Genomic DNA, 20,261 nt, shown 5'->3' with positions numbered 1-20,261 from the left:
CGGTCGTCGCGTCAAGGGTGAAGCTTCGCCCGCGTTCCGCGGCCCTTGACCCGCCGGACCGGGGAGGCGGCCGGCGAGGAGGTGTGATGAAGGACTGAAGTGACGAAGAGATCAGGCGGATCGCTCGCGCTGTTAGTCCGGCCAGGCCAAGAGGAGCCGCCCATGCACACTTTCCCCAGCATCCGCAAAGTCTTCGAAGGCGTTGCGACGCGCCACGAGGTGCACCGCTTATTCAACCGCCATCGCGGTGACCCCGCGATGGCCGAAGGTGAAGGCCAGCATCTCTTCGCCGGTGAGTGGTTTGAGATTAATGAGCGAGAGCACGACTACATGCTCGAGATCCTGCCACCGCTGTTCATGCGCGCCGAGATGTTCGCAATGCGCGAATTCATGACGGGCAGCGTCACCAGCGTCTTCTTCTCGCTTGCCATCGACGGAAGGCGGCGCTGGTTCCATGGCTATTGCGATCTTTCCGATCGGCTGTCGCCGGAGCGCATGAAGGCGGCGATCATCGAGCGCGAGTCACGGCCCGTGCGCGCGCTGACGCGCGACGAACGGCTCGAGCACATCTGGTCGAGCACGCATGACGATTATCGTGGCTATGCCGGCGAGCGCTGGCCGCAGGCCATGCGCCGCCGCCGCACCATACTCGTCTATGCCGGCCCGAGCGGCACAGTCCTGAAGCTGCTCGACGACCTCACCGAGGCAGAGATCGCGGCCAAGCTGCCGGTGCAGTTCCGCCATCGGCCGGAAACGGTCGCGGCCTAGCCCGACCTCCCCTCCCCGCCCCGCGGCAGCCCGGCCTCACGCCGGGCTTCGCATTTCAGCACCAGGCCCGGGCGGGCCCCTCATCAACTCCCGCAACGCCGTGCCGTCGGTCGCAGCCCGCGCCGGCGGACGGCGGCGCGCGCCCATTTGGAGGACATTTCCGATGGCGCATGACGATCCTTTCACCCTCGACCTCTTCGGCAATACCGCCCTTTCATCCAGCCTCGGCCTAGGCGTCACGGCCTTCGCCGCCGATTTCGGCGGCGCCGACAATCATGAGGATGATCCGCCGCAGTCGACCCCGGCCCCGACTGGACCGGTGATCGAATGGGCGCGGCGCTCCGAGGACGGTCCCCGCAAGCGCGGCGACAATTTCTATCTTTCCGGCGCGCGCGGCCTCGCAATGGGCTGGAAGCAGCGCGCCCGCGACACCATCGCCGCAGTTCGTTTCGCCGCACAGATCGAGGCCGAGGAGCGCCCCGCGACGGTCGAGGAGCAGCGGCAACTGATCCGCTTTACCGGTTTCGGCGCCTCAGAGCTCGCCAATGGCGTTTTCCGCCGACCGGGCGAAACCGAATTCGCAAAGGGCTGGGACGAGATCGGCGCCGACCTGCAGGATGCGGTCGATGAGGCTGACTACGCTTCGCTGGCACGCTGCACCCAGTACGCCCATTTTACGCCGGAGTTCATCGTCAAGGCGATGTGGGCGGGTTTGCTGCGCCTCGGCTGGCGCGGCGGCCGCGTGCTTGAGCCCGGCATCGGTACCGGCATGTTTCCGGCGCTGACGCCGCCGGGTCTGGACGAAGTCTGCCACGTCACCGGTGTCGAGCTCGACCCCGTCACAGCGCGCATCGCGCGGCTGTTGCAGCCCCGGGCGCGGATCGTCACCGGCGATTTCGCGCGCACCGAGCTGCTGGCGCGGTTCGACCTCGTGATCGGCAATCCGCCCTTCTCCGATCGCACCGTCCGCTCGGACCGCGCGCTACGCTCGCTCGGTCTGCGACTCCACGATTATTTCATCGTCAAGGCAATCAAGCTGCTGAAGCCGGGCGGGCTTGCCGCCTTCGTCACGTCCCACGGCGGACAAGGCGGATGGCTCGGCGCGCGCGCTGATCGCGAATCACGCCGATCTCCTCAGTGCCATCCGTCTGCCGGAGGGTAGCTTCCGCGCCGATGCCGGCACCGACGTCGTGGTCGACATCCTGTTCTTCCGGCGGCGCAAGCAGGGCGAGCCCGAAGCGGACCTCTCGTGGCTCGAGCTCGACGAGGTGCGCCCGGCGACCGAGGACGAGGGCGCAATTCGCGTCAACCGCTGGTTCGCGTGCCATCGCCACCTTGTGCTCGGCGCGCACGCGCTGACCTTCGGCCCGTTTGGCGAGACCTACACCTGTGTGCCTGTTGACGGCGAGGACCTCGCGGCCGCGCTGGACGACGCGGTCACCCTCCTTCCGGTCGCGATCTACAACGGCGAACCGCAGGCGGTCGACCCTGATGACGAGTGCGAGGCCGTGCCGGCGAAGTCGGAGAGTTTGGCGAGCCTCACGTCGCGCGAGGGCAGCTATCTCCTCGATAGCCGGCATGGCTTGATGCAGATCCTTGACGGCCAGCCAGTCGCTGTCTCGGTGCGCAACGGCCGCAGCGCCGACGGTATTCCGGACAAGCACGCTAGGATCATCCAGAGGCTGATCCCGATCCGCGACGCGGTCCGCGAGGTGCTGAAGTGCCAGGAGCTCGACCGGCCTTGGAAGGATGCGCAGGTCCGCTTACGCATCGCGTGGTCGAAGTTCGTGCGCGCCTTCGGGCCTATCAACACGACCGTCGTGTCGACGGCCGAGGACGACGAGACCGGTGAGGTCCGCGAAACGCACCGCAGGCCGAACCTCCAGCCATTCCTGGACGATCCGGACTGCTGGCTGGTGGCCTCGATCGAAGACTACGACCTCGAGTCGGATACGGCGAAGCCGGGTCCAATCTTCACCGAGCGGGTGATTGCTCCGCCGGCGCCGCCCGTCATCACCAGCGCCGCCGACGCCCTGGCCGTCGTTCTCAACGAGCGCGGCCATGTCGACCCCGACCACATCGCGGAGCTCGTGCACCGCGACGTGGGCGACGTCATCGCCGAGCTCGGCAGCGCCATCTTCCGCGATCCCAACGGCGGGTGGTGGCAGACCGCCGACGCCTATCTGTCGGGTGCGGTGCGCGACAAGCTGAAGGCTGCGGAAGCGGCGGCTGCGCTCGATCCCGCCTATGCGCGCAACGTGACCGCCCTGCTGGAGGTGCAGCCTGCCGACCTCCGGCCCTCGGACATCACCGCACGCCTTGGCGCGCCGTGGAGTCCCGCCGCCGACATCGTCGCCTTCGTCAAGGAAACGATGGGCGCGGAGATCAGGATTCACCACATGCCGGAACTGGCGGTGTGGACAGTGGAGGCCCGGCAGCTGGGCTGGATGGCCGCTGGCACGTCGGAATGGGGCACGGAGCGGCGGCACGCTGGGCAGCTTCTCTCTGATGCGCTCAACTCCTCCGTCCCGCAGATCTTCGACACCATCAAAGACGGCGACAGTGAACGTCGGGTCCTCAACGTCGTCGACACCGAGGCGGCGAAGGAGAAGCTCTCGAGGATCAAGACCGCCTTTCAGAACTGGATCTGGTCCGATCCGGATCGGACCGACCGGCTGGCGCGGGTCTACAATGACCGCTTCAACAACATCGTGCCGCGCGCCTTCGACGGATCGCATCTGAAGCTGCCGGGCGCCTCGGGCGCCTTCGTTCTCTACGATCATCAGAAACGCGGCATCTGGCGCATCATCGCCTCGGGAGCGACCTATCTCGCCCACGCCGTCGGCGCCGGCAAGACGATGACGATGGCGGCCGCGATCATGGAACAGCGGCGTCTCGGGCTGATCGCCAAGGCCATGCTTGTCGTTCCGGGGCACTGCCTGGCGCAGGCGGCGCGCGAGTTCCTGGCGCTCTATCCCGGTGCCCGCATCCTCGTCGCCGATGAGACCAATTTCACCAAGGACAAGCGGCACCGCTTCCTGTCGCGCGCCGCGACCGCGACGTGGGACGCGATCATCATCACGCATTCGGCCTTCCGCTTCATCGGCGTGCCATCGGCCTTCGAGCAGCAGATGATCCAGGACGAGCTCGAGCTCTATGAGACGCTGCTCACCAAGGTCGCAAGCGACGACCGCGTCTCGCGCAAACGCCTCGAGCGCCTCAAGGAGGGATTGAGGGAACGGCTCGAAGCGCTGGCCACCCGCAAGGACGATCTCCTGACCATCTCCGAGATCGGCGTCGACCAGATCATCGTCGACGAGGCGCAGGAGTTTCGCAAGCTATCCTTCGCTACCAACATGTCGACGCTGAAGGGCGTCGATCCGAACGGCTCGCAGCGCGCCTGGGACCTCTATGTGAAGACTCGCTTCATCGAGACCAAGAACCCGGGCCGGGCGCTGGTGCTCGCCTCCGGCACGCCGATCACCAACACGCTCGGCGAAATGTTCTCGGTGCAGCGCTACCTCGGCTATGCAGCGCTCCTGGATCGGGGCCTGCACGAGTTCGACGCCTGGGCCTCGACTTTCGGCGACGTCTCGACGGAGCTCGAACTCCAGCCGTCCGGCAGGTACAAGCCGGTCACTCGCTTCGCCACGTTCGTGAACGTCCCTGAATTGATTGCCATGTTCCGGTCCTTCGCCGACGTGGTGATGCCGGAAGACCTGCGGCAATACGTGAAGGTCCCGGCGATCTCGACGGGCAAGCGCCAGATCTTGACGGCAAAGCCGACGCCGGCGTTCAAGCGCTACCAGGCTCTGCTCGACGCGCGGATCAAGGCGATCGAGACGCGCGACCGGCCGCCGGAGCCAGGTGACGATATCTTGCTCTCCGTCATCACCGACGGACGGCATGCGGCGATTGACCTGCGTCTGGTCGACCCGGACTGCGATAACGAGCCGAACAACAAGCTGAATCTTCTGGTCGGAAACGCCTTCCGCATCTGGAAGGAGACGTCAGACAACAATTACGTGCGCGCCGACGGCAAGCCGTACGAGCTGCCGGGCGCCGCGCAGATGATCTTCTCTGATCTCGGAACAATCAGCGTCCAGAAGACGCGCGGCTTCTCGGCTTATCGCTGGATCAGAGACGAGCTCATCCGCATGGGCGTTCCCGCGTCCGAGATCGCCTTCATGCAGGACTTCAAGAAGTCCGAGGCCAAGCAGCGTCTGTTCGGTGACGTACGTGCCGGCAAGGTCCGCTTCCTGATCGGCTCCTCAGATACAATGGGGACGGGCGTCAACGCGCAGCTTCGCCTGAAGGCCCTCCATCACCTCGACGTGCCGTGGCTGCCCTCGCAGATCGCGCAGCGCGAGGGGCGGATCGAGCGCCAGGGCAACCAGCACGACGTCATCGACATCTTCGCCTATGCCACCGAGGGCTCGCTGGACGCGAGCATGTGGCAGAACAACGAGCGCAAGGCTCGCTTCATCGCCGCGGCGCTCTCCGGCGACACGTCGATCCGTCGGCTCGAAGACCTCGGCGAAGGCCAGGCCAACCAGTTCGCGATGGCCAAAGCGATCGCGAGCGGCGATCACCGGTTGATGCTAAAGGCTGGGCTCGAAGCCGACATCGCCCGGCTCGAGCGTTTGCGCGCGGCCCATATCGACGACCAGCACGCCGTCCGTCGGCAGATTCGGGACGCGGAATGCGACATCGAGTTCTGCACGCGGCGGATCGCAGAGGTCGGCAGGGATATCGAACGCCTTGTTCCGACCGCCGGCGACGCCTTCGCCGCGACCGTTGCCGGCAAGCGCTATGTCGAGCGCAAGGATGCCGGCCGCGCGCTGATGAAGGAAATCCTCACTCTGGTGCAACTCCAGCAGGAGGGCGAGACCATCATCACCACGATCGGCGGGTTCGACCTCAAATACTCCGGCGAACGTTACGGCCACGACGGCTATCGCTACGGCACCATGCTGATCCGCACCGGGGAAGAGCATGAGATCGAGTTGCCCGTCACGGTGACGCCGCTCGGCGCGATCTCCCGCCTTGAGCACGCGCTCGACGATTTCGAGGGCCAGCGGGAGCGCTATCGCCGGCGTCTCGTCGGCGCAGGTCGGCGGCTCACCTCGTACCGGTCGCGCGAGGACGGCGAATTCGCATTCGCAGCCGATCTCGCCGAGAAGCGGCGGCAGTTGGCGGAGGTCGAGAAAGCCCTTGCGACGGATGTGGAGGGCACGGGCGGGAGCGCAATCGCAGCGTAATGAGGGAGGAAGGGAAGACCGGCTCGCAGAGCGGTCAGGCCGGCAACGCTGACGCTCAACCGCCGCCTGCGCGATCCCAGCCCGCCGTCCTTCGCTGGGCTGTTAGCCCTGTTCGTCCGGCTTGGCAGGGATGCTCGGCCGCAGTTGTGCTGGCCCAACCGCTCCGCGGGACCTGGGGGTGTCTTCGGGAAGAAGACGAGGAAGGGCCCGCAAGGCGCGGTCCGAGAAACCCAAACAGGAGAATCCCATGCAACTCATCAAGATTGATCCGCGTGCGCTGAACGAAAATCCCGACCGCATGCGCCAGACGAAGTCGACGCCGCAGGCCGACGCCCTGCTGCTTGCGACGATCAAGGCCGTCGGCATCGTCCAGCCGCCCGTCATCACCCCCGAGACCGGTGGCGGCAACGGCTATGTCATCAATGCCGGTCATCGCCGCGTGAAGCAGGCGATCGCCGCCGGCCTCGAGGAGATCGACGTCCTCGTCGACGAGGCGGCGAACGACAACGGTGCCATGCGCTCGATGGTCGAGAACATCGCGCGCGAAGCGCTCAATCCCGTCGACCAGTGGCGTGCGATCGAACGCCTCGTCGCGCTCGGCTGGACCGAAGAGGCAATCGGCGTCGCATTGACCCTGCCCGTCCGGCAGATCAGCAAGCTCCGCCTGCTCGCCAACGTGCTGCCGATCATGCTGGATCAGATGGCCAAGGGCGACATGCCAGACGAACGTCAGCTTCGTACCATCGCCTCGGCGTCGCTCGACGAGCAGAAGGAGGTCTGGAAGAAACACAAGCCCTCCAAGGCGGATCCGCAGGTGTCGTGGGGGAGCGTGGCACAGGCCCTGACCAAGGCTCGCATGTACGCACGTCACGCCAGCTTCGGTGACGACCTCGCCCAGGCCTACGGCATCCAGTGGGTCGAGGACCTGTTTGCGCCGGCGGACGAGGACAGCCGCTACACCACAGATGTCGAGGCGTTCCTCGGCGCGCAGCAGGAGTGGATGGCGAACAACCTGCCGAAGAAGGGCATCATCGCCGAGACGACGAACTGGGGCGAGGTCAAGCTGCCGCCGAAGGCGGAGCGCGTCTATGGCAAGCCGTCGAAGTCGGATTGTACGGCGATGTATCTCGACCGTGACGGCCGGGTGCAGAGCCTGCATTACCGCATGCCCGCGGCGAAGAAGTCGAAGAACAAGGATACGGCCACCGGCACTGACGCTGTCGACGAGAGCACAGCGGTCTCGAAGTCGCGTCCCGACGTGACGCGCAGGGGCGTCGAAATCATCGGCGACTTCCGAACGGATGCCCTCCATGAGGCGCTGGCGCGCGCGCCCGTCGAGGATGACGCGCTGATGGCGCTGTTGATCCTCGCCTTCGCCGGCCAGAACGTCTCGGTCGATTCCGGTAGCGGCGGCACCTATTACGGCAACCGCCGGATCGCGCGCCATGCCGCGACGCTGTTCGATCAGGAAGGCAAGCTCGTCCTCGACATGGACACACTGCGCGCTGCGGCGCGCTCGATCCTCGTTGAGGTTCTCTCGTGCCGAGAAAACCGCACCGACAGCGGCATCGTTGCGCGCGTCGCCGGCGAGGTGGTCGGAGCGGACAACTTCCTGCCGAACATGGGCACCGACGACTTCCTCTCATGCCTGTCGCGCGCTGCGCTCGAAGGCTCGTGCAAGGACGCGTCGATTCTCCCGCGCCAGAAGGTGAAGGACACCCGCGCCGCTTTGGTCGAGCACTTCAAGGAAGGTCGCTTCGTTCATCCGGCAGCGCTGTTCGCTCCGGATAAGGTCAACCTGTTGGCGTGGCTGGCGAAGAACGCCGTCACTGCCGCCGATGAGGCCGACGACCAGGTCGAGGATCCGGACGCTGGCGACGCGGACAGCGGCGAAGCCTCAGATGACGGGGCGTTCCGTGAGGCGGCTGAATAGTCCGCCCGCTATCGCCAATCCGAATGACAGCCCGCCGCCGGCCTAGTCGGCGGCGGCTTCGTTTCCAACACCCATGAACAGGAGGACGTCCATGTCCGCGCAGTTGATCTACGACCTCGTCCCGCTCGGCGCGATCATCCGGTTTTCCGACGGCACGCCGCGGCCGCCGGAGCGGCACCGCAAGAAGCTCGTGGCCTGGGAACACCGCAACAGCGGTGGCCGGCTGATCCGCAAGCAGGCAGAACGCCGCGTCGGCAACACCGTCATCGGCGCCACCATTACGCTGCACGCGGGCGATTATGGCGGCGGCGGTGTTGTGGTGCTTCGCGTCCACCGGACCTTCTCGGTCGACAGCGACCTGAGGTTCGTCGTGACCGAACGCCCGAGGGTCGGTGCGATCCGCGTGCTCAGCCGACCCGGCGAGGACGCCGAACTCGTCTATTTCGCTGGCAGCCGCACTGAGGCCGAAACCTGGCTGCAGAGCCACGGCTATCCGGATGCGGTTCTCGACGAGGTGACCGCCGATGCGCCGGCAGCCGACGTCGTGGAGGGGAGGACGGCCGCATGACGACACCCTCACCCCTCACCGCCGTGACGGACTCGAATTCTGGATTTCCGGAGGTTGAGTTCGGCCGCAGCAGCGACGGCTATCTCGTCGCTCGTGTTGGCGACACGGCCTTCGCCATGTTGCCGGGACGCGACGCCCGCCATTATCTCGCGACCGGCTGGCGCATCAAGCGGCGGATCCCCGAATGGAAGCGCTCTGACTTCTACGGCCATTCCGGCGGGCTTGCCGACGAGGCGGCCTTTCGGACGAAGGTCTTGGAGAACGCCGAGCATCAGCGCGAGAAGCGTGCGCTCGGACGTCGCGACACCGGCTCCAATGCTAATACGCCATGGGGTCCGTCGCAGGGCGCAACCGTTTATGCGGAAGGCGTCGTCCGCCATTCGACGGCGGGCCACGGCGGCTTCCACCTCTCGGCCGAGCGCAACCGTAAGGTCAACCCTATACTGCGTGCGCCGAGCGGCTGGTACGAGGAAGACGAGGCCTGGGCGATCGTGGCGCTGACCTTCCCGCATCTGTTCACCGGCTACGAGCAGCGCTGCGCCGAACGCACCATCAAGGATAGCTGGCCCGATGCGTGGGAGGCGATTTTCAGGATCGTGCTGCAGCCCGGCGAATCCCGTGAGAAGGATCGGAGCGGCTTCGAGAAGGAGCACGCCGGCAACTGGATTGTCGTGTCGGCGATCACGTCGGCTCAACAGCCGGGCTTTGTTGAAGTCGTCGCCACGCCGGGCGGCAGACGCGGCGCGGGCACTGAGGAGCGACGCTTCCTCGTCCCGTCCGACGAGTATCGGATTGGCTGCTTCGGCTTCGTCGTCGATGAGACCCGCCACCCCGTCTATTCCGGGCCATCGAGCTTCATCGGCTGGCAGGGAAGGACGTCGCCATGAAGGCTTCCCCCGAACGTCTAGCCCAGCTTTCGCGCATGGAGGAGGCGCGTCGCCAGACGCAGCGCCAGCTCGACATGATCGACCGGCAGATCATCCGCCGCATCACGACGCTGATCCCGCAGCTTGGCCGCAAGCGGTCCGGATACCGTCGCGGCAAGCCGCCTGACCCGAGCGCTTTCCTCGAACGCTATCGCTCAAACCTTGCGGCGATCACCGCAGAGCGCCAGCCGGAGATCGATGCACTCTCGCGCAAGCTCGCCCGGCAGGATGCTGCGATCGAGATGCTGCGGGCTCGATGCGCGCCGGAGTCTCGCCCCGCTCGTGACGACTCGGAGCGCGCACATCGCATGAAAGAATGTCGCAGTCCGGCCGAACGTCGTCCGGGCAAGCGGCATGGCGCTGTGGCCTAGAGGGGCCAAAGCCGACCTTGTGGCTCGCTCAGGCGAACATCTCGAGCATGGCGCGAAGCTGGCGGTCTGCTGGGTCGAACCTTTCCGCATTCGCCAACCCGGCCCGCACCCTGTCGGCTCTCCCCTCGGGTTTGCTGCGGTCTGCGCCGCCGGCGGTCCGCTTCAAGGCCAAGTCGCAAGTGACCAGGAACCGCCGATCTCGGCAAGGCCCCGCCGCGTTCGGCGCAGGGCTCCAGCAATCTGGGCCCTGCTTGTCCGCAGCCGGACCTCGCTCGCCTGGCGGTCCCCGGACCTTGAAGCGGCCCTCATCCCGGCGGCGCTGGCCGACCGCACCCGAAGGGAGGTCCGGCAGGGGCTGGATCGAACCTGACGGCGAAACCAGATAAGGAATTCAACATGACCAAACCTGCTCGTTCCTCTCGCGCCAGCGCCCGCGTCATCCCGCTTCGCAAGGGCACCACGCTCGAAATGGTCCGGCTCGCCTGCCCCGACTCGGCACAGGCACAGCGCATCTCCGAAAGTTTCGGCCTTGCGATCCTGGACAGCGACGGCATCCGCGATCTGCATGAGCGGCTCATCATCGAAACCGCCGACGCGCTCAAGGACGGCCTGAGTGAACGCGCGATGCAGATTCACCTTCAACGGATCGTCGGCGCTTATGTCGGCTCCGCGCATGGCGCTGGCCAATTCTACACCCGCGCTGTCACCGAAGCGCGAGATGCGACCGCCAAGCTCGCCAATGACGGCCGCGATGAGGATCTCGATGGTCCGGTAGGCTTCGATAGCCAGGCACAGCGCAAGCGTGAATTCGCCGCCGACATGGGCGTGCAGTCTCATGCGCTTCGCATGGCCGCCGAGGGCGCCGTCGCCGCCTACGAAAAAGTGGTCGGCGAGACCTGGAAGCCTTTCGAGCGTCCCGTCGATAACACCACCGATACCGTCGGGCGGAAGGCGGCCAAGGCGCAAATGTCGGCGTTCGACTAACCGTCAGCGCGGGGCCTCGGCCCCGCGCCTCTTCCACTGCAGCCACCTCGCGGGCCGGTCTGCCAGACCGGCCCATCTTCGTGTCGCCGCTGCAACAAGGGCGCCTGCCCGCGCTGCGCGCGATCATCGGCTCCTCCCGGTCCGTGGTCCTACGCCGGACCCTATGCCCGCGCAACGGCTTTGCCGTCCTTCGCGCTGCTTCGGCCCTGCGGGTGCGCGGACCTTGGACCCGGCGGTGGCGGACCCCGTGAGGGAGCCGCGATGGGCGCGGCCTCCCGAACGGAGGTCATTATAATGAACAGGAACGGAGAAAAGGTGCGAGGCGACCTGTACGCCCGCATCACGGACCGCATTGTCGCAGAGCTCGAACGCGGTGTGCGCCCTTGGGTTCAACCTTGGGCCGCCGCGAATATGGCAGGCCACATCACGCGACCGCTGCGGCACAACGGCCAGCCCTATACGGGCATCAATGTCGTGCTGCTTTGGTCAGAAGCCGTCGCGCGCGGCTTCCGCTGTCCGATCTGGATGACGTTCAAGCAGGCCAGCGAACTCGGCGCGCATGTCCGCAAGGGCGAGACCGGCAGCACTGTGGTGTATGCGAGCCGCTTCACCAAGACCGAGACCGACGCCCACGGCGACGAAGTCGAAAAAGATATCCCCTTCCTCAAAGCCTATACGGTCTTTTGTGTCGATCAAATCGATGGCTTGCCCGAGCATTATTACAATCGGCCGGCCGCTATCGCATCAACGATCGAGCGCAACGCGCACGCCGACTCTTTCTTTGCCAACACCGGCGCGATCGTTCGGCACGGCGGCTCGATGGCGTTTTACTCGCCCCCGTCCGATCACATCCAGGTGCCAATGATCGAAAGCTTTCGCGACACGGCCTCGTATGTCGCCGTCAGAGCCCACGAAACCGTGCACTGGACCGCTCCCGCTCACCGCGTTAATCGCGATCTCAGCCGTTACAGCAAGGATCGGAGCGAACGCGCGCGCGAAGAGTTGATTGCCGAACTCGGGAGCTGTTTCCTCTGCGCGGATCTCGGGATCTCTCCCGAACTCGAACCGCGACCTGATCATGCAAGCTACCTCGCATCGTGGTTGGACGTTTTATCGAGTGAGAAGCGCTTTATCTTCTCGGCTGCCGCGCATGCGCAACGCGCCGTTGCCTATCTGCACGACCAGCAGCCGAAGGCCGCAGAGGTCGAGGAGGCAGCATGATGAGCCATAACGTGATTGGCGTCGGCGCTTGCCGGCCCCCTAGCTATCCGGTGGTTCAGCGCAGAGATCCGGCCTTGTTGGCCCGCTCGAGGGCCAGTGTCCGTTCATTCCTCGTTCTGCGCCACCTGATTGTGGCCTTGCGTGCCGTCGTTCAGGAGGACGACGTTCTGACTTTGCACAGGTCGTCGCGGTGCCGAGCAAATCTCGCTCGCGGCCTGCGGATTCACTTTCGGACCGCGAGGCTCGCTGACGGCAGAGCAGCGCGCTTGCCGGTTTCGGGCTTCGACCCGCAAGCCTGAGGAACTGAAAGATATGTGCGGTGAACGGTGATCGGGTTGTTTCGTCGGTCAAGGTTTCGATGGTGCCAGTGTGTCGTTTTCCTCGGCCGTTTCTTCTGGCACCCACCCCGTCCTCGATTGGCATGTCTGACCGAAGGGCGTCGTCGCTTGAGCGCCGCCTCGCTCTTAACCCCGCAACAGCCGGTTACGACTTTCCTCCCCTGGCCGCTGCGCGCCCATTCCTCGCGCAAGCCAAGAAAGTCGTGCCCTGGCTGCCCTCTACTGCGTGCCGGCCCCTTCGGGGTGCGGGTCGATCGCCTCCGGTCTGTCGCCAGCCATCGAGGCCGCGATGGGCGGCCCGGGAAACCGAAAGGACACGACAATGGCTACCATCGGCACCTTCACTTCGGCCGGCAACGGCTTCACCGGCACGGTTCGCACCCTCGCTCTCAATGCCAAAGCCAAGCTGGTTCGGGTCGAGAACCCCTCCGACAAGGGACCGCACTTCCGCATCTTCGCCGGCAATGTGGAGCTGGGAGCGGCTTGGCAGAAGACCGCCAGGGACACCGAGCGCGATTACCTCTCGGTCAAGCTGGACGATCCGAGCTTTCCGGCTCCGATCTATGCCACCCTGATCGAGGTGGAGGGCCAGGACGGCCTACAGCTCATCTGGTCCCGCCCGAATCGGGATTGAGGGGCCACGGCAACGGCCCCGCCGAAAGGCGGGGCCATTTGCCCGCTGTCACAGCCTCGGCTCACGGAGCCGTGATAGGCTCTGGTGCATGTCATTCAAATGTATTACATCTAGCTACGAATAAAGGAGGTCGCTATGGCTTCGAATGCCTTGGTCCAAACCCGCATCGATGCGGACGTGAAGGAAAAGGCCACCGCGGTTCTGGAAAATATGGGTCTCACGGTATCCGACGCCGTGCGGATCCTGCTGACGCGCACGGCCAATGAAGGGATGCTTCCGCTGGAGCTCGTGAGCAACAGCCAAGCTTACGATAGCTGGTTTCGTGAGAAGGTGCGCCAGGCGTTGGCCGACACGCGGCCTGATATCGATGATTCCGAGGTCGAAGCGCATTTCGCACAACGCCGTGCCGCTGCGCTTCGAAGAGCGCCGGAGCAGGAGCGGTGAAACTCGTCTGGTCGCGCTTCGCGTTGTCCGATCGCGACAGCATTTTCAGCTACATCGAGGCCGAGAATCCTCGTGCCGCGGTTCATGTCGACGAACAGATTGCCAATGCCGCGCGGCGCCTGCTCGACTTTCCGGATAGCGGCCGGCCGGGGCGTGTCGCTGGGACGCGCGAGTTGGTCATTCCGCGTACATCTTATGTCGCGGCGTACCTGGTCGACGGCGATACCGTTCGCATCTTGCGCGTGCTCCATGGCGCGCAGATGTGGCCCGACGAACTTACCAACGACGATTGAGGCGGCTCCGTACAGTACCGTGCGACCAGCTGGACGGGCAAGTTTCGATTTATTGCTTATATCGTAGGTTGGCTACGATAAGTACGATCAAACTAAATCTTCAAGACTTCGTCTCGCGTGCGTGCCGGACGAATGCCTTGGTCAGCGTCTCAAGCGTGACCGGAGTTTTCGTCACACCCTCGGGCGCTGGAAACGGCCGCTGCGCTGGATTTCAACCGCGCGGCATTTTTGTTGGTGTCTTTTTCATCTGGACGAGACGGCCTTTCTGCCGAGCGTTCACAGCACGGACTTTCGCCTCTAGAGGACGCCCCACGCCCGGTAGCGTCCCCGCCCGGTCGCCTCGCGCAGGCCGAGCTCGGCGACCAGGTTTTGGGCAGCACGGGGAGTGATCCCGAGTTCCGCCGCGATCATGCCCGCCGAGACGATCGGCCTCGTCAGCACGTAGTCGAGGAGAGCCGGCAGTTTTGAAGTGGTGCGACGGCCGGCGAGTTTTCGGGCGAGCAGGTTTCTGGTCATCAGCCAGCGGTCGTGATCCTTGCGGCCAGACTCGGCGGCGGCCGTCATGGCCTCGAGTTGCACGACCAAACGTGCTGCGGCGTCGCGTGGCCGCCGGCGCTCACGCGGAATGCTTTTCAGCCCAGCATGCAGGCACGGTAGATGCGATCGCGTTTTGCCGCGGTCCCTCAACAATGCCGCGGTGAGCAGGCAGCCGAGCCAAGGCGTGTGCTCGAGCGGTTCGATCTCACCCCAGGCGTCGGCGGCAATCGCCCCCGCCAGGGTCGGCGGCAAGCCGCGAGTCTGGTCGACCACATCGCGCCAGTGATCGAGGCGTTCCTCCTCATCCCAGTCGGGATCGTAGATGAGAGAATCCCGCTCCGGCCGAATCCGAGTCTCGTCGGCAAGCCTGCGCTCCGCGCTGGCGTTCGCTGCGTCGACCGCGTCGAAAGCGGCGGCCAGATGGGGATCGGCCTCGAGGACACCGAGGGGCAATTCGAGACCCACCTCCTCCCGCTCGGGGGCCTCGTCGATCTCAAAACCTCCCTCACCTTCCTTCCGGCTGCTCGTCTCCTGCTCTCGCTCGCCCCGCCCGCGGAGGCTGGAGAGCCCCGGAGCCGACAGCGCCCATTCGGGCTTCGCCTCGGCGATGCGCCGACGGGCGCGCAGCACGGCGTGGGCGCGAGTCAGCTCATGGGTGGGAGCGCGAACGTCCATGCCGGCGTCGTGGAGCACGAGGTCATCGAGGTGGACAAGTTCGCCGTCCAGCCACAAACTGGCGCAGGCATCGGTGAAGTGTGTCCGGCTGATTGCGCCGTCGCGGATTGGGCTTTTGGCCAGCCGCTCGTCGAAGCGGGCCACGGCATCCTCGGCGGCGGCGAGCGGCCCGATGAGCTGGTCCCAGGGTAGCGGATTGGGTATTTTGTAGGTGGGCAGCAAGGTCCTGATAACCTTAATGAGAACCAGCGAAACGGAAGCTAACACGACTTTCGCTTCCGTCATAGCGATGTGGGTTCCGGACCGTCCAGAATTGAATTTCGGGTCGCAAATCAACGAATTCTGGCGATCTCAAGCAACGTTAGTCGCCGGTCGGCGCCAAACAGCCGAGAAGATGCGCCGCCGGTCAGCTCCCTGCCCTCTTCCGGACGCCGTCCGCGCTCAGATGTCCTCGTCGGCCAGGTCGACTGTCATCACGGCTAGCGGGCTGGCTTCCCAGCGCAGGTTCGGTGGCCTCGCCGCGAATCAATGTTCATTACTTCTGCCACGCTCGGGCTCGCTTGCAGGCCGCCTCGATATCGGTCTGCGGAAAATCGGCGCCCTTGAACATCAACGGTTCGCCAAGATATCGGGCGCAGGCGTAGGCGAAACAGTCCCCGAAATTGAGCCGCGCCGGGTGTCGGCCCTTGCCGAAGCGGTCGAAGGCGTCGAGCGCGATGCGGGCTGTTTCGGGCGCCACGTTCACCATTTTGATTTCGATCAGCGCGAGATAACTCTCGACCGCTTCGGCCGCCGCGGCGATCGGCAGATCGAGCACGCGGGCGATGGCAATCGCCGCCTCCCACACGGCCAGCGGCGAAGTCAGCCGGGTTGTGCTTTGCTGCACGCGCGCCAGCAGCTCGCGCGCCTCGTCTTCGTCGGTCAGCATCGCGGTGAGCGCCGAAGCGTCAATGAACATCAGGAATCCTCGTACAGGCTGTCGCGGAACGCCTTGTCAGCAGGCTTGCCGTTCTGCGGATTGCCCTTTGCCTTCAAATCGCGACAAAACTGGACGCCCAGGTCGACTAATGACGGCTTGCCCTGCTCGCGCTCGAGTTCATGGGTGAGTGCCGTGTGCACGGCCTCGGTCAGTCCGATTTTCTTCAGCGCCGCGACCCTGCGGGCCAGCGCGTCGGTCTCCGGATTCTTGATATGGAAGGCCATGGGGCGCTCCTCTAGCGCGCATCGTGTATCCTTATATAGCATTCCGGCTACACCGCGTGAAGGCCGGGTATTTTCGCGAAATCTGATAGAGAAGACGCACGGAGGCCGTAGATTTCTATGGTTATCATTCTATGAATGCCACCCTCCGGCCTTCCGGGCGCTGTTTCCTCATCAAGACCACACGCCATGGCCTCAACCGGACTCCGGCCGAGGACAACCTCGTCCCAGCTCCTGAATTCATCAGGGCGCGGATCGACGAGGACTGGCAGGACGCGCTTCGGTGGCCGGAGGACACAAATTGTTGTCAGCTGACAACATCCATTTCCTTGGTAGGCCCAGACTCTTGTTGTCAGCTGACAACACTCCTCCAGGGTCTGCTACCCGAGACCGCAGCGCGAGGCGACTTTCCGCTCCCGATAGGCCTCATTCGGCGTTATGCAAACCCCGCGAGATTGGATTGTAGATCCGCCTTGCTGTCTGCCGATGGAGTGTCGTTCCGGCGCCGGATGCTGTGGATCAACTTCCTGAAAGTCCGGATCGAGGCGTGAGATCAGCCTACTCTTCGGCTGGTTCTTCCCGATGATCCGCGGTCATGGCGCGACCCCGATGCTGGCCGTGATCACCCAAGGTCCGGCGGCGCCTTCGCCTACCCGACCGCGACGCCGCCATCCCATTGCGCGGGTCTGGGCCAAGGGGATGTTGTCAGCTGACAACAATCTGTGCGGCGTTTCCGATGGGACTACGTTTCCCTGCGATCGAAACGTCTCGTCCAGGAAGAGAGATCCGTTGCGGCGCGCTCGCCTCGAACTCGAAGGCTCGCGATGGTATCTGGGGCATCTGGGCGCCAGGCGCTAAAATTGGATTCGGCCCGGCGCGAGGTCGATCCGCCGCACGGGCGGTGCCGGTTAAGTGGTGACCCGACTGCGCATTGGCTTCCTTCGCCGAAACAGATCTCTTGTGCGGCGGATGACGCGGGGCCACCGCCGCGCGGGGTGCTGGTCGGCCTTGCGGCTGGTAGTCCAGGAACAGCAAGCGCGAATGGCCGGAATGCATTCGGTCGATTACTCGACCCTTGTTCGTTTTGCTGATTGGCGGAGACGACCTGCTACCGCGTGGGGCTTGCTTAGTTGCCCTGGCGAGCGGCGGCCGAGCGAAGTGCCGCAGTGGCGCGTCAATCCACACTGCGACCGCCCAGCGCGCTGCTGAACCTAGCGAACCAACATCACAAACACCTCGCCGCTGGCCACCGGCTCCGGCGCTTCAACGAGAGGGTAGGGTGCTTTTCGCGGGACCGTCGGTCCCTGGAGCCCACCGTACGTCACGAGACATGCGATCTTCCGGGCAACGACTTGCTGGGAAGCGAGGAATAGGTCCGCTCGCGCCGGATAGATCAACGACCGTCAAGCACCGGTGCACGCCGACTAGACCCCGGAAGCGAGGGTTTACGGCCGCCTGGAAAGAGGCCCCGGCGCATCGCACGATAGGAACACTTGATCCACCGGCTAGCATCGTACCCGAATGACGCTTGAGAGATCCAACCAGCCTAGCCGAATCGCGCTATAGTAGAGGCTCGCTCGGCTTGCTGGGGCCATTGTTGTCAGCTGACAACAACAGCGCTGCGCCCAAAAAGCCGCTGCTCGCCGTTAGGCGCACCACTGAGCGTTAAGAACTCGTTAACCCTTTATTTCTTGCTCAAATCATAGAATCGTGGCCATCTCTCAAGACGGCGATTAGGCGTCTGACGCGCAGAAACCGTCTTGAGAAGGCAAATGGCGATCTTAGCGGAAGATTCGGTTACGATGAGCGAGACTGCGTCTGCGCGGATCTCTCGGCATGCCGGCATTCTTTCCGGCCAGCTTCGCTCGCTCGCGACGACACTGTTCCCGCCTTCAGCTAGCAAATCGCTCCGTTCGTTTACCTCAGGTGAGGTTGCGCGAATTGCGGGCGTGTCCGATGGGTACCTTCGGCAGCTCTCTCTCGACGGACTTGGACCGACCCCAGCGACAGGCCTTGGTGGACGCCGATCTTATACCTTGGCCCAGATTCATGAGTTGCGCGGGTATCTTGCCACCGCGCGACCGCGCGAGGCATTGGAATTTCTCCCGCGCCGGCGCCCACGTGACAAGCTCCAAATCATCACCGTCGCGAACTTCAAAGGCGGTTCCGCGAAGACAACGACGGCGTTGTATCTCTCGCAATACCTCGCTCTTGCCGGCTTTCGGGTCCTCGCGATTGATCTCGATCCGCAGGCTTCGTTGTCAGCAATGTTCGGGTACCAACCCGAGTTCGACATCGCCGCGAACGAAACCCTGTACGGTGCCATTCGATATGACGAACACCGGCGGCCAATGCGCGAGGTCGTTCGGCCGACCTATTTTGACGGGATAGGTCTCGTGCCAGGCAATCTCGAGCTCATGGAGTTCGAGCACACCACGCCGCGAGCAATGGTCGAGCGGCGTGAACGCGGGCACGATCTATTCTTTCGCCGTGTCGCCAGCGCCATCGACCAGGTCGCCGACGACTACGACGTCGTCGTCATCGACTGCCCGCCCCAACTTGGTTACTTGACCATGGGCGCGCTAAATGCGGCGACCGCGATGCTCGTGACTATCCATCCTCAGATGGTCGACGTCGCATCGATGAGCCAATTCCTCCTCATGACGTCGGACCTCATGTCCGTCATCGAGGAAGCGGGTGGGCGCCTCGATCACGATTTCATCCGGTATGTCATTACGCGTCACGATCCCAATGACGTGCCCGAAGCTCAAATCGTGGCTCTCCTCCGGACGCTTTTTGGATCGGATGTGCTCCAGGCCACGGTGTGGAAGTCGACCGCGATCGCCAATGCCGGCCTGACCAAGCAATCACTGTATGAGCTGGAGCGCGGCGCAGTAGGGCGAGGCGCCTACGACCGGGCGTTGGAATCGGTCGACGCGGTCAATGCCGAAATCGCGCAACTTCTTAAGAAGGTGTGGGGTCGATGAGCAAACGTACAGACACCATCAAGAGCCTTTTTACGACCCCGCAATCAAGCGTGTTGTCAGCTGACAACATGCCCGCTGCATTGCCGCGGGTTTCGGCGGGCTCCGTGCGCTCGTTGAAAGACTCTTTCTCTGAAGTCGAGAAAGAGAACGAGGAGCTGCGCGACAAGATGGCGTCCGGGGCCATGATCCTTGAAATTGACCCCTCGCTTATCGATCCGTCACCGCTAGTGGACAGGTTTCGCGACCAGGATGATAGCTCGTTCGAAGCCCTCAAACAGTCGATCGCACAGCGTGGCCAAGAGGTGCCCATTCTCGTTCGGGAGCATCCTGAAGCGAAAGGGCGCTACCAAAGCGCCTATGGTCATCGCCGCGTCCGCGCCACACGCGAACTAGGTATTTCCGTCAAAGCGATCCTGCGAGCGCTGTCAGATGAAGCGCTTGTCGTGGCGCAAGGACTCGAGAACGCACAACGCGAAGATCTGAGTTTCATTGAGCGGGCCACCTTCGCGATGCATATCGAAGATGCCGGGCATAGCCGAGCAATCGCGCAAGACGCCTTGTCGATTGATAGGGCGGAGACCTCGAGACTCCTCGCTGTCGCTCGATCCGTTCCAGCCGACGTCGTTCAAGCAATCGGGAAGGCGCCGAAAGTCGGCCGCCCCCGCTGGCAGACGTTCGCTGAATTGATCAAGGACGCCGCGGCACTCAAACGTGTCAGAGCGGCGATCGCTGAACCGAAATTTGCAGAGCGAGAGACCGATGCCCGGTTTCTCGCCGCATTCACTGCGGCAAGCCGTTCATCTTCCGCGGGGACGTCGAAGCCATCGGAAGAGAAGCCGGTCTTTTCCGTATCCGGCCATAAGATTGCGCAGGTGCGTCAGGCCGAGCGCGAATTGAAGCTTACTCTCGACAAGAATGTCTCGGCGACATTCGCGGCATTTCTTGTCGACCAACTCCCGGCGCTGTTCGACACCTTTTCCAAGACGAGCAGCGGTCAGGAAACTACCGAGGCCTGACGGCCTCGTCCCGTAAACACGAACCAGGAGCAGACAAGGCAAAAGAAAAAGGCCCCCGAAACGGAGTTCCGGAAGCCCTTCTCTTCAAGTTTGGCGACTGACAGA

General features: G+C 64.2%; 15 protein-coding genes and 1 pseudogene. 13 read left to right on the top strand and 3 right to left on the bottom strand.

What is annotated here, in order from left to right; genetic code table 11:
- Window positions 1-162 precede the first annotated feature (162 nt).
- The 11 genes and pseudogenes from ACM43_RS01295 (at window position 163) to ACM43_RS01245 (ending at window position 13,741) form a co-directional block, all read left to right on the top strand.
- A complete protein-coding gene (locus ACM43_RS01295) occupies window positions 163-768 on the top strand; it encodes a DUF1419 domain-containing protein (RefSeq protein ID WP_036029578.1) in 606 nt (201 codons plus the stop codon).
- A 163-nt stretch (window positions 769-931) separates the two neighbouring features.
- Window positions 932-6,029 (top strand): annotated as a pseudogene (locus tag ACM43_RS01290) (DEAD/DEAH box helicase family protein).
- Window positions 6,030-6,276: 247 nt separating this feature from the next.
- Window positions 6,277-7,962, top strand: a complete 1,686-nt coding sequence (locus ACM43_RS01285; RefSeq protein ID WP_036029579.1) for a ParB/RepB/Spo0J family partition protein — start codon at window positions 6,277-6,279, stop codon at window positions 7,960-7,962.
- Window positions 7,963-8,053: 91 nt separating this feature from the next.
- On the top strand, window positions 8,054-8,530 hold the full coding sequence (locus ACM43_RS01280; RefSeq protein WP_036029582.1) for a hypothetical protein: 477 nt from the start codon (window positions 8,054-8,056) through the stop codon (window positions 8,528-8,530).
- On the top strand, window positions 8,527-9,417 hold the full coding sequence (locus tag ACM43_RS01275) for a DUF7007 domain-containing protein (RefSeq protein WP_036029585.1): 891 nt from the start codon (window positions 8,527-8,529) through the stop codon (window positions 9,415-9,417). The genes ACM43_RS01280 and ACM43_RS01275 overlap by 4 nt, the downstream gene beginning before the upstream one ends.
- Window positions 9,414-9,827, top strand: a complete 414-nt coding sequence (locus tag ACM43_RS01270) for a hypothetical protein (protein WP_036029587.1) — start codon at window positions 9,414-9,416, stop codon at window positions 9,825-9,827. Before ACM43_RS01275 ends, ACM43_RS01270 begins: the two co-directional genes overlap by 4 nt.
- Window positions 9,828-10,223: 396 nt before the next feature.
- Window positions 10,224-10,811 (top strand): hypothetical protein, encoded by a 588-nt coding sequence (locus tag ACM43_RS01265; protein WP_036029591.1) that lies wholly within the window; start codon window positions 10,224-10,226, stop codon window positions 10,809-10,811.
- Between the two features lie 294 nt (window positions 10,812-11,105).
- Window positions 11,106-12,032, top strand: coding sequence for an ArdC family protein (locus tag ACM43_RS01260; RefSeq protein WP_036029594.1), 927 nt, complete (start codon window positions 11,106-11,108; stop codon window positions 12,030-12,032).
- 660 nt (window positions 12,033-12,692) lie between these two features.
- Window positions 12,693-13,004, top strand: a complete 312-nt coding sequence (locus ACM43_RS01255) for a DUF736 domain-containing protein (protein WP_036029629.1) — start codon at window positions 12,693-12,695, stop codon at window positions 13,002-13,004.
- 135 nt (window positions 13,005-13,139) lie between these two features.
- The gene (locus ACM43_RS01250; protein ID WP_036029597.1) at window positions 13,140-13,448 is read left to right on the top strand and encodes a type II toxin-antitoxin system RelB/DinJ family antitoxin; all 309 of its coding nucleotides are present in this window, start codon (window positions 13,140-13,142) and stop codon (window positions 13,446-13,448) included.
- Window positions 13,445-13,741, top strand: coding sequence for a type II toxin-antitoxin system RelE/ParE family toxin (locus tag ACM43_RS01245; protein WP_018273807.1), 297 nt, complete (start codon window positions 13,445-13,447; stop codon window positions 13,739-13,741). Before ACM43_RS01250 ends, ACM43_RS01245 begins: the two co-directional genes overlap by 4 nt.
- Before the next feature lie 297 nt (window positions 13,742-14,038).
- On the opposite strand, the gene ACM43_RS01240 is transcribed toward ACM43_RS01245, so the two are convergent.
- The 3 genes from ACM43_RS01240 to ACM43_RS01230 all read right to left on the bottom strand — a co-directional run bounded on the left by ACM43_RS01240 (window position 14,039) and on the right by ACM43_RS01230 (window position 16,156).
- Window positions 14,039-15,238 carry an RHE_PE00001 family protein gene (locus tag ACM43_RS01240; RefSeq protein WP_193375213.1) on the bottom strand — a complete coding sequence of 400 codons (1,200 nt, stop codon included), beginning with the start codon at window positions 15,236-15,238 and terminating at the stop codon, window positions 14,039-14,041.
- A 250-nt stretch (window positions 15,239-15,488) separates the two neighbouring features.
- Window positions 15,489-15,911 carry a type II toxin-antitoxin system VapC family toxin gene (locus tag ACM43_RS01235; protein WP_036029602.1) on the bottom strand — a complete coding sequence of 141 codons (423 nt, stop codon included), beginning with the start codon at window positions 15,909-15,911 and terminating at the stop codon, window positions 15,489-15,491.
- Complete coding sequence (locus tag ACM43_RS01230) at window positions 15,911-16,156, bottom strand: type II toxin-antitoxin system VapB family antitoxin (protein WP_036029606.1); 246 nt, start codon at window positions 16,154-16,156, stop codon at window positions 15,911-15,913. The genes ACM43_RS01235 and ACM43_RS01230 overlap by 1 nt, the downstream gene beginning before the upstream one ends.
- 1,769 nt (window positions 16,157-17,925) lie before the next feature.
- On the opposite strand from ACM43_RS01230, the gene repA reads away from it, so the two are divergent.
- Window positions 17,926-19,140, top strand: a complete 1,215-nt coding sequence (repA, locus tag ACM43_RS01225; protein ID WP_036029611.1) for a plasmid partitioning protein RepA — start codon at window positions 17,926-17,928, stop codon at window positions 19,138-19,140.
- Window positions 19,137-20,156: a plasmid partitioning protein RepB gene (gene repB, locus ACM43_RS01220; RefSeq protein WP_036029612.1), complete on the top strand. Its 1,020-nt coding sequence runs from the start codon at window positions 19,137-19,139 to the stop codon at window positions 20,154-20,156. The genes repA and repB overlap by 4 nt, the downstream gene beginning before the upstream one ends.
- Window positions 20,157-20,261 lie beyond the last annotated feature (105 nt).

The organism is Bradyrhizobium sp. CCBAU 45321, from assembly GCF_028128975.1.
In the GTDB taxonomy this organism is placed as follows: Bacteria; Pseudomonadota; Alphaproteobacteria; order Rhizobiales; family Xanthobacteraceae; genus Bradyrhizobium; species Bradyrhizobium yuanmingense.
Note: the sequence above shows the minus strand (reverse complement) of the source record. Positions and strands in the feature narration are given on the sequence as shown.